At 66.5% G+C, this 15,326-nt stretch carries 17 protein-coding genes; 8 read left to right on the top strand and 9 right to left on the bottom strand.

What is annotated here, in order from left to right; all coding sequences use genetic code 11:
• Window positions 1–31: 31 nt before the first annotated feature.
• Together ligD and AC5Y6Y_RS16715 are read right to left on the bottom strand one after the other, a co-directional pair.
• Window positions 32–1,060 carry a non-homologous end-joining DNA ligase gene (ligD, locus tag AC5Y6Y_RS16720; protein ID WP_473138580.1) on the bottom strand — a complete coding sequence of 343 codons (1,029 nt, stop codon included), beginning with the start codon at window positions 1,058–1,060 and terminating at the stop codon, window positions 32–34.
• Window positions 1,061–1,135: 75 nt separating this feature from the next.
• Window positions 1,136–2,209, bottom strand: coding sequence for an ATP-dependent DNA ligase (locus AC5Y6Y_RS16715; RefSeq protein WP_473138581.1), 1,074 nt, complete (start codon window positions 2,207–2,209; stop codon window positions 1,136–1,138).
• Between the two features lie 156 nt (window positions 2,210–2,365).
• Here AC5Y6Y_RS16715 and AC5Y6Y_RS16710 point away from each other — a divergent pair, with 156 nt between their 5' ends.
• Window positions 2,366–2,797, top strand: a complete 432-nt coding sequence (locus AC5Y6Y_RS16710; RefSeq protein ID WP_463826057.1) for a hypothetical protein — start codon at window positions 2,366–2,368, stop codon at window positions 2,795–2,797.
• 9 nt (window positions 2,798–2,806) lie between these two features.
• On the top strand, window positions 2,807–3,211 hold the full coding sequence (locus tag AC5Y6Y_RS16705) for a hypothetical protein (RefSeq protein WP_463826058.1): 405 nt from the start codon (window positions 2,807–2,809) through the stop codon (window positions 3,209–3,211).
• Here AC5Y6Y_RS16705 and AC5Y6Y_RS16700 read toward each other — a convergent pair.
• Together AC5Y6Y_RS16700 and AC5Y6Y_RS16695 are read right to left on the bottom strand one after the other, a co-directional pair.
• The gene (locus AC5Y6Y_RS16700; RefSeq protein ID WP_473138582.1) at window positions 3,208–4,434 is read right to left on the bottom strand and encodes a cytochrome P450; all 1,227 of its coding nucleotides are present in this window, start codon (window positions 4,432–4,434) and stop codon (window positions 3,208–3,210) included. The two genes, AC5Y6Y_RS16705 and AC5Y6Y_RS16700, sit on opposite strands and share 4 nt — an antisense overlap.
• Window positions 4,435–4,540: 106 nt before the next feature.
• Complete coding sequence (locus tag AC5Y6Y_RS16695) at window positions 4,541–5,029, bottom strand: NUDIX hydrolase (RefSeq protein WP_473138583.1); 489 nt, start codon at window positions 5,027–5,029, stop codon at window positions 4,541–4,543.
• A 125-nt stretch (window positions 5,030–5,154) separates the two neighbouring features.
• On the opposite strand from AC5Y6Y_RS16695, the gene AC5Y6Y_RS16690 reads away from it, so the two are divergent.
• The 6 genes from AC5Y6Y_RS16690 (at window position 5,155) to AC5Y6Y_RS16665 (ending at window position 9,685) form a co-directional block, all read left to right on the top strand.
• Window positions 5,155–5,784 (top strand): VC0807 family protein, encoded by a 630-nt coding sequence (locus tag AC5Y6Y_RS16690; protein ID WP_473138923.1) that lies wholly within the window; start codon window positions 5,155–5,157, stop codon window positions 5,782–5,784.
• A 119-nt stretch (window positions 5,785–5,903) separates the two neighbouring features.
• Window positions 5,904–6,989, top strand: a complete 1,086-nt coding sequence (locus tag AC5Y6Y_RS16685) for an NAD(P)H-dependent amine dehydrogenase family protein (protein WP_473138584.1) — start codon at window positions 5,904–5,906, stop codon at window positions 6,987–6,989.
• Window positions 6,986–7,804 carry a glucose 1-dehydrogenase gene (locus tag AC5Y6Y_RS16680; RefSeq protein ID WP_473138585.1) on the top strand — a complete coding sequence of 273 codons (819 nt, stop codon included), beginning with the start codon at window positions 6,986–6,988 and terminating at the stop codon, window positions 7,802–7,804. Before AC5Y6Y_RS16685 ends, AC5Y6Y_RS16680 begins: the two co-directional genes overlap by 4 nt.
• Window positions 7,801–8,298: a VOC family protein gene (locus tag AC5Y6Y_RS16675; RefSeq protein ID WP_473138586.1), complete on the top strand. Its 498-nt coding sequence runs from the start codon at window positions 7,801–7,803 to the stop codon at window positions 8,296–8,298. The genes AC5Y6Y_RS16680 and AC5Y6Y_RS16675 overlap by 4 nt, the downstream gene beginning before the upstream one ends.
• Window positions 8,295–9,080: an SDR family NAD(P)-dependent oxidoreductase gene (locus AC5Y6Y_RS16670; protein WP_473138587.1), complete on the top strand. Its 786-nt coding sequence runs from the start codon at window positions 8,295–8,297 to the stop codon at window positions 9,078–9,080. Before AC5Y6Y_RS16675 ends, AC5Y6Y_RS16670 begins: the two co-directional genes overlap by 4 nt.
• Window positions 9,077–9,685 carry a TetR/AcrR family transcriptional regulator gene (locus AC5Y6Y_RS16665; RefSeq protein WP_473138588.1) on the top strand — a complete coding sequence of 203 codons (609 nt, stop codon included), beginning with the start codon at window positions 9,077–9,079 and terminating at the stop codon, window positions 9,683–9,685. The genes AC5Y6Y_RS16670 and AC5Y6Y_RS16665 overlap by 4 nt, the downstream gene beginning before the upstream one ends.
• Before the next feature lie 17 nt (window positions 9,686–9,702).
• Here the strand turns inward: AC5Y6Y_RS16665 and AC5Y6Y_RS16660 are convergent, their stop codons facing one another.
• The 5 genes from AC5Y6Y_RS16660 to AC5Y6Y_RS16640 form a co-directional block, all read right to left on the bottom strand.
• A complete protein-coding gene (locus tag AC5Y6Y_RS16660; protein WP_473138589.1) occupies window positions 9,703–10,686 on the bottom strand; it encodes a D-2-hydroxyacid dehydrogenase family protein in 984 nt (327 codons plus the stop codon).
• A gap of 9 nt (window positions 10,687–10,695) precedes the next feature.
• Window positions 10,696–12,195, bottom strand: a complete 1,500-nt coding sequence (locus AC5Y6Y_RS16655; RefSeq protein WP_473138590.1) for a carboxylesterase/lipase family protein — start codon at window positions 12,193–12,195, stop codon at window positions 10,696–10,698.
• Window positions 12,196–12,215: 20 nt separating this feature from the next.
• Window positions 12,216–13,580 carry a flavin monoamine oxidase family protein gene (locus AC5Y6Y_RS16650; RefSeq protein ID WP_473138591.1) on the bottom strand — a complete coding sequence of 455 codons (1,365 nt, stop codon included), beginning with the start codon at window positions 13,578–13,580 and terminating at the stop codon, window positions 12,216–12,218.
• A gap of 79 nt (window positions 13,581–13,659) precedes the next feature.
• Window positions 13,660–14,271, bottom strand: coding sequence for a TetR/AcrR family transcriptional regulator (locus tag AC5Y6Y_RS16645; RefSeq protein WP_473138592.1), 612 nt, complete (start codon window positions 14,269–14,271; stop codon window positions 13,660–13,662).
• Window positions 14,272–14,404: 133 nt separating this feature from the next.
• Window positions 14,405–15,313 carry an HpcH/HpaI aldolase/citrate lyase family protein gene (locus AC5Y6Y_RS16640; RefSeq protein ID WP_473138593.1) on the bottom strand — a complete coding sequence of 303 codons (909 nt, stop codon included), beginning with the start codon at window positions 15,311–15,313 and terminating at the stop codon, window positions 14,405–14,407.
• Between the last annotated feature and the right edge of the window lie 13 nt (window positions 15,314–15,326).

Genomic DNA, 15,326 nt, shown 5'->3' with positions numbered 1-15,326 from the left:
TTGCAGACTCAGGGACGCGGAGGTTCGGGCTCTAGGCCTTCTTCCGGTCGGTATCCCGACTGGGCTGGACGCGTTTGGGTTCGCCCGGCATCTTCGGATAGTTGGGCGGATACGGCATATCCCCCAGGCCGCGCTCTTCGTCGGTCTCGACAAGCTCGAGCAGTGGGGTCAGCGACTGCGCGTGATCGTCCATACCGGCCCACGGATCGTCCCGGGCGGCGACGAAATCCGGCACCGTGGCCATGGTGTAGTCATCCGGGTCCGCCTCGGCCAGTTCGTCCCAGCTCAGCGGCATCGACACGGTCGCGATCGGGGTGCGCCGCACTGAGTACGGCGACGCCATGGTGCGGTCGCGGGCGTTCTGGTTGAAGTCGATGAAGATCCGCTCCCCCCGTTCTTCCTTCCACCAGGACGTGGTGACCGCGTCCGGCGCACGCCGTTCCACCTCGCGGGCCAGTGCGATGCCGGCGCGGCGCACCTGAATGAAATCCCAGTCGGTGGCGATGCGCAGATAGACATGCACGCCGCGGCCTCCGGAGGTCTTCGGATAACCCACCAGCCCGAGTTCGTCCAGCAGCGGCCGCAGCACGTCCACCGCCACTGTGCGCGCCTCGACGAAACCGGTGCCGGGCTGCGGATCCAGGTCGATGCGCAACTCGTCGGGGTGCTCGGTATCGGGGCAGCGCACCTGCCATGGATGCAGCGTGACGGTACCCATCTGCGCCGCCCACACGATCGCCGCCGGATGGGTCACCTGCAACGCATCGGCCGTGCGTCCGGACGGGAAGGTGATCCGGCAGGTTTCCAGGTAATCGGGATGGTGTTGCGGCACCCGTTTCTGGTAGATCTCTTCGCCGTCGATGCCGTCGGGAAAACGTTGCAGGTGCGTGGGGCGGTCACGCAGCGCCGCCAGCATCGGCCCCCGGGCCACCGCCAGGTAGTACTCGACGAGTCGGCCCTTGGTGCCTTCCGTCCCGAGTTCGGGGAAGTACATCTTGTCCCGATTGGTCAACCGCACGGCGATGCCGTCGACATCGAGCTCTTCTGCCTTGGCCGCCATGAGTCGATTCCAGCACGCCGAGTTAGCAGCAGACCATCCCGCGGGGGTCGAAGCAGCTTTACGCCCCCGGTTCGCCTAGCCGAGGCCCGGCACAATGTCCCCCAGGCTGAAGGTCAGTGGCTGCTCCAGCTGTTCGTAGGTGCACGACCGTGGGTCACGATCGGGGCGCCACCGGTTGAACTGCGCGGTGTGGCGGAACCGTCGGCCTTCCATGTGGTCGTAGCGAACCTCGACGACTCGCTCCGGGCGCAGCGGCACAAAGGACAGGTCCTTGCCCGCGTTCCAGCGGGAGAACTCGTTCTTGCGGGGAGTGCGTTCACCCGCCTCATGTGCCGCCCAATTCCAGGGATGGCCATCGAAAGTGGTGACCAGCGGCTGCAATTCGGTGAACAACCGTCGGCGCTCGGCCATCGGGAACGCACCGATCACGCCGACCGAGGCCAGCTGTCCTGAGGGGCCACCATCCTCGTAGAGTCCGAGGAGCAGCGAACCGATAGCGTCACCGCCGGACTTGTGCACCCGGTAGCCGGCGACGACGCAGTCGGCGGTGCGTTCGTGCTTGATCTTGAACATGACTCGCTTGTCCGGCAGGTAGGTGCCGGCGATCGGCTTAGCGATGACGCCGTCGAGGCCGGCTCCCTCGAATTCTTCGAACCACCGCTGAGCGGTGGCCGGATCCGTGGTGGCCGGCGTGACGTGGATCGACGGACCCGACCCGGCCAGCGCCTCGACCAGGGCGGCACGCCGCTCGCTGAACGGCCGCTTCGTGTAGTCCTCATCGGCAAGGGCCAGTAGGTCGAACGCGATGAAAGACGCCGGAGTGCGCTCGGCCAGCATCCGCACCCGCGACTCGGCCGGATGGATGCGTTGTTGCAAAGCTTCGAAATCCAGGCCCTGTGCGCCGGCGATGACTATCTCGCCGTCGATGACGCAGCGTCGCGGCAACTCGGCTTTGACTGCCGCGATTAACTCCGGGAAGTAGCGGGTCAACGGCCGTTCGTTGCGGCTGCCCAGCTCGACCTCGTCGACATCGCGGAAACAGATTGAGCGGAAACCGTCCCATTTGGGCTCATACGAGGCCCCGGGCGGAATCGACTTCACCGACTTGGCCAGCATCGGCGAGACCGGCGGCATCACGGGTAGCTCCATCAGTTCATTGTGTTCACGCCGGCCAGCGCAGGACGCGCCGGGTCTTGTCGGATGAACGACCTGGCGCCGCTGAATGTTCGCGCGCGGTACGCCGGTCGGCGACGGGTACTGCATCGCGATCGCGGACCTGGCCTGGCCCGCACTTAGGATGTCGTGATGCTGCACGTGTGTGCGTTGTTCGTTGCACGTACCGCCGCGTTCGACGAACACGGCGCGATCAATGCCACGTCCATTCCGATGGCGTGGTTTCAGGTTGACCAAATGCCCTTGTGGGCAACAGTTCCCGTGGTCTTGGTGGTGCACGCACCTGCAGGTGGCGACTACGACCCTGACCTGCACGTCGTGTGCAAGGATCCATCCGGGCAACCGCTGGGATCCCTGCGGGCGACGTGGCACTGGCCCGATGACGCAAAGCTCGCGTCGAAGTACCGGTGTTTCACCCAGGAACTCTCGTTCCAGGTGGCGTCCGAAGGCGAGTACACGGTCGGGGCGTACTACGACGCCGACGGGAAATTCGAGTTGTCCACGCCGGTGCCGATTTCTATCGTTTTGCCCGATGCCACCCCAGACGCCGACAGTCCCGAATAGGCTGGCGCGATGCACGTTGCCGCATTGCTCGTGGCGGGCTCCGCCAACATCGACGACTCCGCTATCGACGCCACCCGTTTGCCGATCACCAGCTACGACGTCAACCAGGTTCCGATTTGGCTGACGGTCCCGCTGGTGCTGGTGGTCCATGCACCGGCAGGTGGGGATTTCGACCCGCAGTTGTTCATCGTCTGCAAAGATCCGGGCGGGACGATCCGCGGCACCGTCCGCTCGGCCTGGCAGTGGCCGGACGAAGAGGGCAAGCCGTCGAAGTACCGGTGCTTCACCCCGCAACTGTCGTTCGCCATCGAGACCACCGGTGAATACACCATCGGCGTCTACCGCGACGCGGAAGCCCTCGATCCGGTAGGCACTCCGATACCGCTGTTGATCAGCCTGGCCGGGCGCCGTTAAACCTCGACCCGCAGTGTCGACAGACCCCGCAAGTTGATGTTGGGTTTGTAGAGCGGTTCGCCGGCGAGCCGGGCGTTCGGGAAGCGGGCCGTCACCGCTGAGAGCGCCACCGTCGCTTCCAACCGAGCCAGCGGGGCCCCCAGGCAGTAGTGGACACCGCGACCAAATCCCAAGTGCCGCAACGAGGTGCGGTCCGGGTCGAAGCTGTCCGGTCGATCGAACTCGGCGGGATCGCGATGCGCGGCGGCCAGCAGCAACAGCATCACGTCACCCCTGGCGACTTCGGTATCGCCAATCCTGATGTCGTCCAGGGCAATTCGACTCAACTGCTGCACCGGCGGGTCGTAACGCAGGGTTTCCTCGACGATCGCCGCGGCCCGACCGGGATCAGCGCCGAGCGCACCCCACTGGCGGCCGTCGCGCAACATCGCCAGGATCGCATTCCCGATCAGGTTCACCGTGGTCTCGTGTCCGGCCACCAGCAGCAGCAGGCAGGTCGAGACGATCTCCTCCTCGGTCAGTTGATCGCCCGATTCGTTGACGGCCACCAGCGCAGACAACAGGTCGTCACCGGGTTGGGCACGGCGACGGTCGATCTGGCCGTGCAAGTACTCGCGCAAACTCGCCCCGGCATCCAGCGATTCTTCGACACCGTCGTCTTGATCGTCGACCAGGAACGGGTCCAACGCCCTGGCCACCACCGCGGAGGCGCGGCTGAATTGCGGCTCATCCGCCAAGGGCACCCCGAGCAACCGGCAGATGACTGCCACCGGCAATGGGTAGGCGAAGTCTGCGACCACGTCGAAACTCCCCCGCTCGGCGATCCGGTCCAGCATGCCGTCCACCAACGCGCTGATCTCGGGTTGCAGCGCACTCACCACCCGGGGCGCGAACGCTTTGCTGACCAATTTGCGCAGCCGGGTGTGATCGGGTGGGTCCAGGAACAGGAAGCCCGGCGGTACTTCCCGGCGCATCGCCTGGTCCGCCTCGATCATCTGCTGCGCCGCGGTGGACTTGAATTGGTCGCTGCTCGAGGCCGGATGCCGCAGCACCTCGTCGCAGTCGCGGTAGGTGGAGAACAGGACGAAGTTGCCGCCCGGCAGCTCGATGGGTCCGAGCTCGCGCAGCTCCGCGCACACGGGATACGGATTGGCGCGGTTTGCCTGGTCCAGCAGCCGTAGCAGCAGCGTCTGCGAGTCGGCCTGGGTTGGCGTCGATGGCATGCTGCCCATTGTGCACGGGGCGGCCGCGCCGCCCGGCGCACGTTGCATCAACGGGCTGTCGCGCGCCGCTGGCTGACCCGCGAAAGTGGTTGTCCGACACAGTCGCTCACGGAGCATCCTGACCCGACCCGGGCAGGCCGGGTTGGGCCAGCAGGCGATCGAGGAAGACCCGCTGCCCCTTGAGTAGCTTGCTTCGGGCCTGGGCCACCGGAAACCAGCCGACGCGATCGACCTCGGGGAACTCGCGAATCTTCCCCGACCCGCGCGGCCACTCCATTTCGAAGGTGTTGCTACGCGCATCGGTGATGTCGAGGTCCCCGCGGACGGCGAAGGCGGTGACCACTTTGCCACTGGGTTGTCGCACCGCACCGAGGTCGGTCCGCGGTCCGTCGGGCACCGGCAGCCCGATCTCTTCGGTGAACTCGCGCTGCGCCGTGGCCCACGGATCGTCGGAGTCTGCGTACTCGCCTTTCGGGATCGACCACGCGCCGTCGTCCTTGCGCGCCCAGAACGGGCCGCCCGGGTGCGCTATCAAGACGTCGACGACCCCGGCTCGTGTCCGGTACAACAGCAGACCGGCGCTCAGCTTCGCCACCCGCTCGATGTTAGGTGTACCTAACGTTCGGCTACCCTCGAACCGTGTCTCACCAATCCGAGCCCGTGACCATCGAAGCCCCCAACGCGGGGTTCGATGCACCGAAAAGCTTGCGCGAGTACGCCATGACCACCGTCGTCAACATGGTCCCGCCGGTGTTGGCTTACTACGGCCTGCGCCTCTTCGGCGTCACGCCCTACCTGGCCCTGGTGGGTGCGATCGTCGTGGCGACCCTGCAGGGTCTGTACACGGTGGTCCGCAAGCGCAAGGTGGAGTTTCTCAACGTGGCTGTGCTGGTGTGCGCCGCCGTCTCCCTCGCGGTCGCGTTCACCACCAAAAATCCGCGCATCGTCCAGGTCACCGAGCTCATTCCGGCCACGTTCCTGGTGTGGTCGGTGGTCGTCAGCGGTGTGCTGCGCAAACCAAGTTCCAAGGTGATCACCGGTGCGATCGTGCCCAGCCTCGCGGAAGCGGCGCTACCGCAGCGCGGCTGGTCGGAGCGGGAGATCCGCGACTGGCACAGCCTGCACACCCGCCTGTGCGTGCAGCTCGGACTGGTCTGCGGGATGTTCCCGATCGCCGCGGTCGCGTGCATCTTCGCTCTGCCGGTGGACATCTCGCAGATCCTGATCGTCACCACCGGCCCGATCCTGCTGGTCGCCTGCATCGGGACCGCCACCACCCTGCTGCGCCGATTCGTCCGCCGCACCGATCAGGCGGCTGCCGAGCGCGCCGCCGTCACCCCACAGGCGTAACACCGCGGTCGGGTTCGGACCGTCCAGTAGCGGCTGGTTGGTGCCGACGATATTGACAGTCACTGCCATATCGTCATACATTGCCACCACTGCCCTCAGTTCCGTCGGAAAGGTGTCCCATGATCGCTGCGCCCACACTTCGCGTCATCCAGTGGGCGACCGGGGGCGTCGGGAAAGCCGCCGTCCAATGCGTGCTGAACCATCCGCAACTCGATTTGGTGGGTTGCTGGGTCCACTCCGCGGACAAGAACGGCCGAGATGTCGGCGAGATCGTGGGAGTCGACCCCATAGGTGTCACCGCCACCACCAACGTCGACGAGATCCTGGCTCTGGACGCCGACTGCGTCGTTTACAGCCCGCTGATCCCTAACGACGACGAAGTGCTGGCGATCCTGCGGTCAGGTAAAAACATCGTCACCCCAGTCGGCTGGGTCTACCCGGACCTGACCCATCCCCGACACCGGGCCGTCGCCGACGCCGCACTCGAGGCCGGGGTCACGTTGCACGGGTCGGGGATTCACCCCGGCGGGATCACCGAGCGCTTCCCGCTCATGCTGTCCGGGCTGTCCTCGGCGGTCACCCACGTGCGCGCCGAGGAATTCTCGGACATCCGCACCTACAACGCCCCGGACGTGGTGCGACACATCATGGGATTCGGCGGCACCCCCGAGGAGGCTGTGCAGGGACCGATGGCCGCGCTGCTGGAGCAAGGCTTCAAGATGTCGGTCCGGATGATCGCCGACCACATGGGTTTCCGCATCGATTCCGGCATCCAGACGCTTCAGGAGATCGCGGTAGCCACCGCCGAGATCGACTACGAGCCATTCGCCATCACTGCGGGAACCGTTGCCGCACGGCGGTTTCGGTGGCAAGCGACCGTCGACGGCGAACCGGTCATCACCGCCGCGGTCAACTGGCTGATGGGCGAGGAGAACCTGGAACCCGCCTGGAACTTCGGCGGCGAAGGCGAGCGGTTCGAGGTCGAGATCACCGGTGACCCCACCGTGAACCTCACCTTCAAGGGGCTGCAACCGCCCAGCGTCGCCGAGGGTCTGATCCGCAATCCCGGCGTGGTCGCCACCGCGAACCACTGCGTCAACGCCATCCCCGACGTGTGCGCGGCCGAGCCCGGTATCAAGACCTACCTGGACCTGCCGTTGTTCGCCGGACGTCCGGCGCCGCACCTCGCGGGCGGCAACCGATGATCCTGGACTCCTTTCGCCTGACCGACCGCGTCGCCATCGTGACCGGCGCCGGCGCCGGGATCGGTCGCGACATCGCGGTCGCGTTCGCTGAGGCGGGTGCGGACGTCGTCGTGGCCGCGCGCACCAGGTCCGATCTGGACGAAACCGTGCGGCTGATCGAAAAGACCGGTCGCCGTGGCCTTTCCGTCGTCACCGACGTGCTGGTCGAGGACGACCTGGAGCGGCTGGTCGCAGTGACCGTCGAGCACTTCGGCCGACTGTCCATCCTGGTCAACAACGCCGGCGGAACCCAGCCGCGCCCGGCCATGCAGACCTCCTCGCGGTACCTGAGCACCGCGCTGCAGTTCAATGCCGTCGCACCGTTCGTGTTGAGTCGCCTAGCCGCGCAGGCCATGGTGGACACCGACGGATCCGGATCGATCGTGAACATCTCATCCCGGTCCGGTGACATGGCGATGCGCTGCATGACGGCCTACGGCGCGGGCAAGGCGGCGCTGAACATGATGACTCAGGACATGGCGGCCGACCTGGCGCCCCTGGTGCGGGTCAACGCGATCGGTGTCGGTGGGGTGGCGACACAGTCGATGGATTTCGTGACGACCAACGACGCGCTGCGCACCGAGTTCGTGGCGAACACCCCGATGGGCCGTATCGGGACCCCACGCGACATCGCCGCCGCGGCGCTCTATCTCGCCTCGCCCGCCTCGTCCTGGGTGACCGGGGTGATCCTGCGGGTCGACGGCGGCACCACCAAGCCCTCGTTCGATCTGCCTGCGCCACCGCTGGTTTCGGCTCGCGCGCGGGAGAAGCCATGAGCGTGCTCGAGGATGTTTCGTTCTGTCACCTGGTCGTCGGGGTGACCGACATGGACCGCGCGCTGGGGTTCTATCGCGACCTGCTCGGCCTCGACGTGGTGTTCGACCAGACCATCTCCGGCGAGCCGTTCAACGCCGTCCTGCATTCCACCCGCAAGCAGCAGGGCCGGGTGGTCGGTGGGCTGCTGGGCGGGCTGATGATCGAACTGCTCTCGCTGGGGCCAGCCGCGCCGCACCACCAGCCGGCCCGTCCCGGCATCGCCGGCATTCACAACCTGTCCCTGTCGGTCACCGATTTGGACGACACCCACCGCCGGGTTCGGGACGCCGGCTATGCCCCGGAGCAGGAGCCTTTCGAAATCAGCGGTGTGCGAATGTTTTTCGTCAAGGACCCGGACGGTACCGCGGTCGAGTTCATCGAACTGCCGGGAGCGGTACGCAGCACCTACGAGTTGCATCGTGGGGTGCCCCTGCGATTGGGCCCAGCCGGATGAGTTACTCGCACCCGGACTCGCTGCGCGGGCAGGTCGTCGTCGTCACCGGCGCCGCGCAGGGCATCGGCAAAGGGGTGAGCGCCGCACTGCTGGAACGGGGTGCCTCGGTGTTGCTGGTGGACATCCAAGACGACAAGCTCTCCGCGACCGCGGCTGAACTGCAAGCGGAATTCAATGCCGGAGAACGGCTTTCGACGCTATCGGCCAACCTGCGGGACGTGGACAGTGTGCCGCAGATCGTGGCCGCCGCCGTCGGCACATTCGGCACCGTGCACGGCCTGGTGAACAATGCGATCGCCAGCAACGAGCCCAAGCCGTTCGTCGACATCACCCCCACCGACCTGGCACTCGGCTACGACGTCGGTCCGCGCGCCACGTTTCTGCTGATGCAGGCGGTATACCCGGTGATGGTCGCTGCCGGTGGCGGCTCGATCGTCAACCTCGGCTCGGGTTCGGGCACCGGCGGCGAACCCAAGTTCGGTGGATACGCCGCCGCCAAGGAAGCGATCCGCGGCCTGTCGAAGGTCGCGGCGCTGGAGTGGGGCCGCGACAACATCCGGGTGAACGTCATCTGCCCGTTCGCCGAATCCGACGGCGTCAAGCTGTGGAAGCAGCTCGCTCCCGACGACTACGCCAAGGCAGTCGGACGGGTCCCGATGAAGCGGATCGGGGACGTGCGTACCGATGTGGGTGCACTGGTTGCGTTCCTGCTGGGCGCCGATTCGACGTTCCTCACCGGGCAGACCATCCATGTCGACGGTGGGATCGGCAGCTTCCGGTGAGTGTCTCGGGGGAGTCGCTGCGGGACCGCCAGCGTGCCCAGATCCGCGCCGACATCCGTCGCGCTGCGTTCAAATTGTTCGCTGAGCGCGGCTACGACGGCGTGACGACGGATCAGATCGCTACCGCCGCAGGCGTTTCCACGCGCACCTTGTTCCGGCACGTGACCACCAAGGAGGATCTGCTGCTGGCGCCGGCACGGCATGGCGGAGCCGAAGTGGTAAGCCTGCTCGAACAGCAGCCGGCCACCGAATCACCGGATGTCGCACTGGCCAATGCCATCGTCGGTCGCACCCGATCCTTCGGTGCGGCCGATACCGAGGAGTGGCGGTCGGCGCTGCTGGTGGCACCCGAAGTCCTGGAGCGGCTGCAGTTTCACACCGCTGATGACCGGCAGCGAGCCACCGGAATCACCGCGCACCGGATGGGTGTGGATCCTGACACCGACATCCGGCCAGGTCTGTTGGTGCATTTGAGTTTTGCCGCCGCCGATTTCGGGTTCCAGCGCTGGGTGCGGCAAGACCCGGCTCGGCAGCCGCTGGATCGCTGCGTAGCTGAGGCCCTGGAGGCGGTGCGAAGCCCCCGCTGGATTGCTGGTCGGGGCTGACGGCGTGGCCGCACCGTCTAGCGCAGCGCTTCGGGATTCGCGATCCGCGTCGGAGTACCGTCCAGCCAGGCGGCCACGGCTTCGATGGCGTCGGAATAGAACGCGCTCAGCATTTCTCGCGTGACGTAGCCGAGATGGGGCGAGAGTGTCACGTTCGGCAGCGTCCGCAGCGGATGGTCGACGGGCAGCGGTTCGGTGTCGTAGACGTCCAGGCCCGCTCCGGAGAGTCGGCCCCGGCGCAGGGCTTCGACGAGCGCTGTGTCGTCGACGATCGGCCCGCGAGACGTGTTGACCAGGAACGCCGTCGGCTTCATCAGGGCAAGCTCGGGCGCACCGATCAGCCCGCGGGTGCGCTCGGATAGTACGAGGTGGATGGACACCACGTCGGACTGTTCGAACAACGCCGCCTTCTCGACCCACCGTGCGCCCGCTTGCGCGGCGGCATCCGGGGTCAGGTTCTGACTCCAGGCCACCACGTCCATACCGAATACGGTTGCATATTCGGCCATACGTTTACCGACTCGGCCGAGTCCGAGCAATCCCAAAGTCTTGCCGGACAATGTCATACCGGTGGTGCTCTGCCATCCACCACCGCGCATGCGCCGGTGCTCTTCGGCCAGATTCCGCACGGTCGCGATCATCAGTCCCCAGGCCAGTTCGGGGGTGGCGTCGCGCACCGCGCGGAATCGCGGATGCGCGAAGTCGGAATGGGCGACCAGTATCCCGTGCTCGGTAGCGGCGGCCAGGTCGAGGTTGGGCAGGCTGCGACCGACGATGGTGATGAGCTTCAGATTCGGCAACCGTGCAATGAGGCCGCGCGGGAACACCATTCGCTCGCGCATCGTGCACAGCACGTCGAACGGCAGCAGCCCCTCGGCTGCCTCGTCTTCGGTCAGGTGCCGATCGAAAACCGTTATCTCACAGTGTTTCTGAATCTCCGACCAGTCAGCCAGCTGCAGAGCAAGACCCGCGTAATCATCCAGTATCGCTACCCGGCGCATCGGTGCCTGCTAATGCGCTGCAGTAGGTTTCGCGTCCCGCTGCGGTCCACGGTAATGACACCATGCGTCGCGGGTCGCGCTGTAGAGTCCGTCGACCATACGCGGTTCCGGGCGATCAATCACCATGGCGGCCTCCCCGTCGGCGTAGGCGGGCCAAGCGGCGCTGCCGGTCCGCGCGAACTCGACCCAGTGCTGTTGTACCCAGTCGCCGATGGCGCGGTGTTCGCGGCGTCCTCCGACCGCCAGCGCCGCAGCACCCGCGCTGCCGAACAACAGCGGTACATCGGTGGCGTGGATGGCGCCCATCCCGATCCGGCGCAGCACCGGCGGGGCGTAATCGATCCGATAGAGGTAGGTCGGCGCGTGTCGGGCGTGGCCCTCGGCCGCGGCGATCATCGGCCGGACGAAGAAGCAATCCGTGGCGAGCCGGGTCAGCGTCGCCGCGCTGGGGTAATCCGGATAGTGCGCCAACACGTTTTTCCGGGCGGCGGGATCGGTTGCCGCGAACATGCGGTCCACCCGCGCCGGGGTGGTCGGGAACAGATCGACGAACGGCCGCACCGGCACCCAGCCGGCGTGCCCCATCTCGTCGCGCATCGACCCAATGATGAGCGGGACGCGGTGGGCGCGGCCGGCGCCGATCGCCGCCGTCGGATCTTCGGGCAGGAAGTCCCCGTCGATCACCGGTGCCAGCGCCATCTGACACGGGACGGTGCGCGCGGTCCGCAACATCACCCGGATCGCGGCCCGGGTGATCGCGGCGGGAGGCGCCGTGCGCAGCAGGGTGTGATCACCGCCGAGCACATCGACGACCTGACGCGCGGTGTCTGCGGCCTGCTCCGGCGTGCGCACCGCGTCGGGTATCGGACTCTGCGCGATCGCCCGCTGGAACAGACCCTGCGCAGCGGGCACGGCGAGGTGGGTCAGGACGGCGCTCGCACCGGCGGACTGGCCGCAGGCGGTGACGCAGTCGGGATCACCGCCGAAAGCTGCGATGTTGCGCCGCACCCAACTCAACGCGGCCACTTGATCGCGTAGCCCCAGGTTGGACTCGAATTCCGTTGCGTAGCCGGAGAAATCGACGAAGCCCAAACCACCGAGCCGGTAGTTGATGGTGACGAGCACAATCCCGAAGCGCCGCACCAGCGGCGTCGGATCGTGCACCGGCAGCGCGGATGTGCCCTCGAAGTAACCGCCGCCGTGAATGAAGACCAGGACCGGAAGCGGACCGTCGGTGCGTTTGGCGGGTGCGCACACGTTCAGCGTCAGGCAGTCCTCGTGCTGAATCTGCCGCTTGACGACGCCGAGTGGCGAGCTGAACCGGTGCGAGTGCGCGGCATAGGCGAACTGGGTCGCATCGCGCACGCCGGACCAGGGCGTGACGGGCTGCGGCGCCCGGAAGCGTAGCGGGCCGACCGGTGGTGCCGCATAGGGAATCGCCCGCCACATCTCCACGTCGCGGTGCCGTCGTCCGCGAACTACGCCTGACTCGACGGCTACCTCGACCACCGACCCAGTGTGCCGCATTGTCACCTGGTGTCGAGGATCTCCCCGGCTGCGCGGCGACCCGACGTGATGGCGCCGTCCATGTAACCGCACCACTGCTGGGCAGTCTCGGCGCCGGCCCAGTGGATCCGGCCGACCGGAGCGGCCAGCGCCTTGCCGAACTGGGTCAGCGCGCCGGCGGCGAGGCGTCCGCCGTAGCAACCACGGGTGAATTCTTCTGCCGCCCAATCAAGTTCGGTGATGTCGAACGGCTCGGCGGCCTGCGGCCCGAAATATTTCACCAGCGCATCGATGATCAGCTTGCGGCGCTGCTCAGCCCGCAACTCGGCCGCATCCCGGGCATGGGCGCCGTCCATGAACCCGACCAAGACCCCGCAGGATGCGTCGGGCGGTGAGTTGTCCATGACAACACTCAACGCATCGTCGAGGCTGGTCACGAAGCCGCTCAGCCCGGCATCGCGCCAGAACGGTGTCGAGTAACCGACCTGGACCTTGATCACCGACCCGGCCGGGAACTGCTGGGTCAACGCGTCGCGAGCGGAAGGCAGCGGCGGCACATACCGAATCCGGCCGGCCAGGGTCGGCGGAATCGCGACGACCACGTGGCTGGCCGTCACCGTGCCCGAGCTCGCCGCGTCGGCATCCTCGTAAGTGACCGTGACCCCATCCGGATCCTGCACGATGGTCCGGACCACCGCTCCCAACTGGACTCGGTCACCGAGTTCCGCGGCCAATCGCTCGGAGATCTGGTGCGTCCCACCCAGTACTCGCAGCTCCTGCGCACCGCCGGTCACCGCGAGCATTCCGGCCAAGCCGCTACCCGACCGCAGGTAGAACAACAGATGCAGCAACGAAAGTTCCGGCGTCTCCGCACAAAACAAGGTGGGCACCACGAGCCGGAAGAATCGGAGCGCGATCCGGTCGGAGGTTTGGGCCGTCAACCAGCCGTCGAAGGTCTGCCGATCCAGATCGGCAGCGTCCGCCGCCTGCCAGGGCGAGGCCGTCGGCACCGTGGCCGCCAGCGTCTCGAGCTCGCCCCAGACCCGGCCGATCTCGGCAAGGTTGTCGGCCGGAAGTCCGAACGATGCGTCGTTATAGCGCAACGTCTCACCATCGATGGCAGTGATCGCCTCACCGGTGTCATAGGTGGGGAACGTCTCGAGCCCGAGCTCGTCGATCAGCGCCAGCACCGTGTCCTGGCCTGGCCCGACCCACTGACCGCCCAATTCGACGGGAACCCCGTTGCTGAGAAACCCGCCGCGGTTGCGGCCGGCGACGCGATCCCTGGCTTCCAGGACGCACACGGACTTTCGGGCGGCGACCAGCTCGCGGGCCGCCGACAGCCCCGCGAGTCCAGCGCCGACGACCACCACATCGACATCCACCATTGCCTGCACCTTCCCAACTCATACAGTCGTATGACTTAGTTGAGCTTAAACTAGGGCACTGCAGAGCCGTGGGCAAGAGTCAGTTGGAGGGGGACCGGACCACCGCGAGAGACACGACCGTCTCGACCAGCGCGTCGAGATCGGCCCTTGACCGGTCCGCGTCCGCGCTGATCACGTGCTGCAGGATCAGGCCGTCGATACCGGCGACCAGCAGCCGGGCCAGCCGATCAAAGGGAATCGTCGTGGTCTCCCCCGCCCGCGTCGCGGCCGACTCACACCACTGCGCAACGATTTCGATGTACCGCTCGTACTGCCAGCGCGGCAGTTCCTCCAGACCGGCCGTCCGCAACGCATGGGTGACGAGTTCGAGCTGTACCAACTGCAATTCGCGATGGTTGACCACCAACTCCGTCCAGAAGTTGCGCAACCCCACCCGAATCGCATGCTCCAGACCGGCTTCGAGTTCCGCCGAAACCCGCAGCAGTTCGGCGATCTCTTCCACGATGTCTTCGAACACCGCCCGCAGCAGGCCCTGCTTGGACGGGAACACGTACTGCAGGGTGCCCAGCGGGACGCCGGCTTCAGTCGCGACTGCGCGCATGGTGGTGCCGCCCACCCCGTCGCGCATCAGCACTGCGCGCGCAGCGGCCACTGCCTGCTTGGTGCGTACCGCGGATTCGACGTACGGCACCGTATCTCCCATCCAGAACGACTGCGAGACATCCGCAGCGGTAAGTGGCCACTTCACCACATGCGTAGCAGATCGCTGCCATCGTGGTATGTCAACCATCCCCGCAAGGGATCTTCGCAATAGTCATCACAATCTAGGACCCGTTGATCAGTGTGGCGCGCGCCAGCGTCTGCTCGGCCATCTTCACGTGGGCAGCGTCGACGAGCACCCCGTTCACCCCGACCGCGCCGCGACCGTTGGCTTCTGCTTCCCGGTAGGCCGCGACATTACGTTTGGCTACAGCGATTTCGTCGGCGGTCGGCGCGTAGACACCGTTTGCGACCGGCACCTGGCTGGGGTGGATCGCCCACTTGCCGGTATACCCCATCAGCGAGGCCCGGCGCGCGTCCCGCTCATAGCCGGCGAGATCCTGATAGTCCGGGTACGGCGCGTCGATGGCATCGATGCCCGCGATGCGCGCCGCCACGATCACCTTGTTGCGCGCGTAAGACCAGAAGTCGCCGGGGTATTCGCCGAGCGGGACGAAGTTGGTGTCCACCCGCGCGCCCTGGGACAGCGAGAAGTCGCCCACCCCGAAAATCAACGCATCCAACCGCGGGCTGGCTACCGCGATGGCCTCGGCATTGGCCAGGCCTTCCACTTCCTCGATCAGCACTTCGAGGCGAATTTGCTTGTTGAGTAGCAACTTTGATTCGAGCTGTGTGAGCAACACGTCGACCCACCACACGTCGCGGGCGGTGCGCGGCTTCGGGACGATGATGGTGTCGAGATTCCGTCCGGCCTTGGTCACCACCTCGATCAGATCGTCATGGCACCACGGGGTGTCCAGGCCGTTGATCCGGATGGCACGGGCGGTGCTGCCCCAGTCGATGTCGTTGAGTGCCGCAATTGCTTTGGCCCGCGATTGTTCCTTGAACGCCGCGGGTACGGCGTCTTCGAGGTCGAGGAACACTAGGTCCGCGCCGCATCCCGCGGCCTTCTCGAACATGTTGTCGTTGCTGGCGGGCACGGCGAGTTCCGAGCGACGCAGTGGTCCAGTCATGAATGCTCCTCTC

The sequence above is a fragment of the Mycobacterium sp. NGS24 genome (assembly GCF_059813065.1).
This window is presented reverse-complemented; position numbering and strand designations above follow the sequence as displayed.

Coding starts and splice junctions, on each gene's coding strand:
- AC5Y6Y_RS16640 (WP_473138593.1), bottom strand. CDS start 15,313: ATGACTGGACCACTGCGTCGCTCGGAACTCGCCGTGCCCGCCAGCAAC.
- AC5Y6Y_RS16660 (WP_473138589.1), bottom strand. CDS start 10,686: ATGCGCCGGGTAGCGATACTGGATGATTACGCGGGTCTTGCTCTGCAG.
- AC5Y6Y_RS16670 (WP_473138587.1), top strand. CDS start 8,295: ATGAGTTACTCGCACCCGGACTCGCTGCGCGGGCAGGTCGTCGTCGTC.
- ligD (WP_473138580.1), bottom strand. CDS start 1,060: ATGGCGGCCAAGGCAGAAGAGCTCGATGTCGACGGCATCGCCGTGCGG.
- AC5Y6Y_RS16680 (WP_473138585.1), top strand. CDS start 6,986: ATGATCCTGGACTCCTTTCGCCTGACCGACCGCGTCGCCATCGTGACC.
- AC5Y6Y_RS16700 (WP_473138582.1), bottom strand. CDS start 4,434: ATGCCATCGACGCCAACCCAGGCCGACTCGCAGACGCTGCTGCTACGG.
- AC5Y6Y_RS16685 (WP_473138584.1), top strand. CDS start 5,904: ATGATCGCTGCGCCCACACTTCGCGTCATCCAGTGGGCGACCGGGGGC.
- AC5Y6Y_RS16705 (WP_463826058.1), top strand. CDS start 2,807: ATGCACGTTGCCGCATTGCTCGTGGCGGGCTCCGCCAACATCGACGAC.
- AC5Y6Y_RS16710 (WP_463826057.1), top strand. CDS start 2,366: ATGCTGCACGTGTGTGCGTTGTTCGTTGCACGTACCGCCGCGTTCGAC.
- AC5Y6Y_RS16675 (WP_473138586.1), top strand. CDS start 7,801: ATGAGCGTGCTCGAGGATGTTTCGTTCTGTCACCTGGTCGTCGGGGTG.
- AC5Y6Y_RS16650 (WP_473138591.1), bottom strand. CDS start 13,580: ATGGTGGATGTCGATGTGGTGGTCGTCGGCGCTGGACTCGCGGGGCTG.
- AC5Y6Y_RS16715 (WP_473138581.1), bottom strand. CDS start 2,209: ATGGAGCTACCCGTGATGCCGCCGGTCTCGCCGATGCTGGCCAAGTCG.
- AC5Y6Y_RS16690 (WP_473138923.1), top strand. CDS start 5,155: ATGACCACCGTCGTCAACATGGTCCCGCCGGTGTTGGCTTACTACGGC.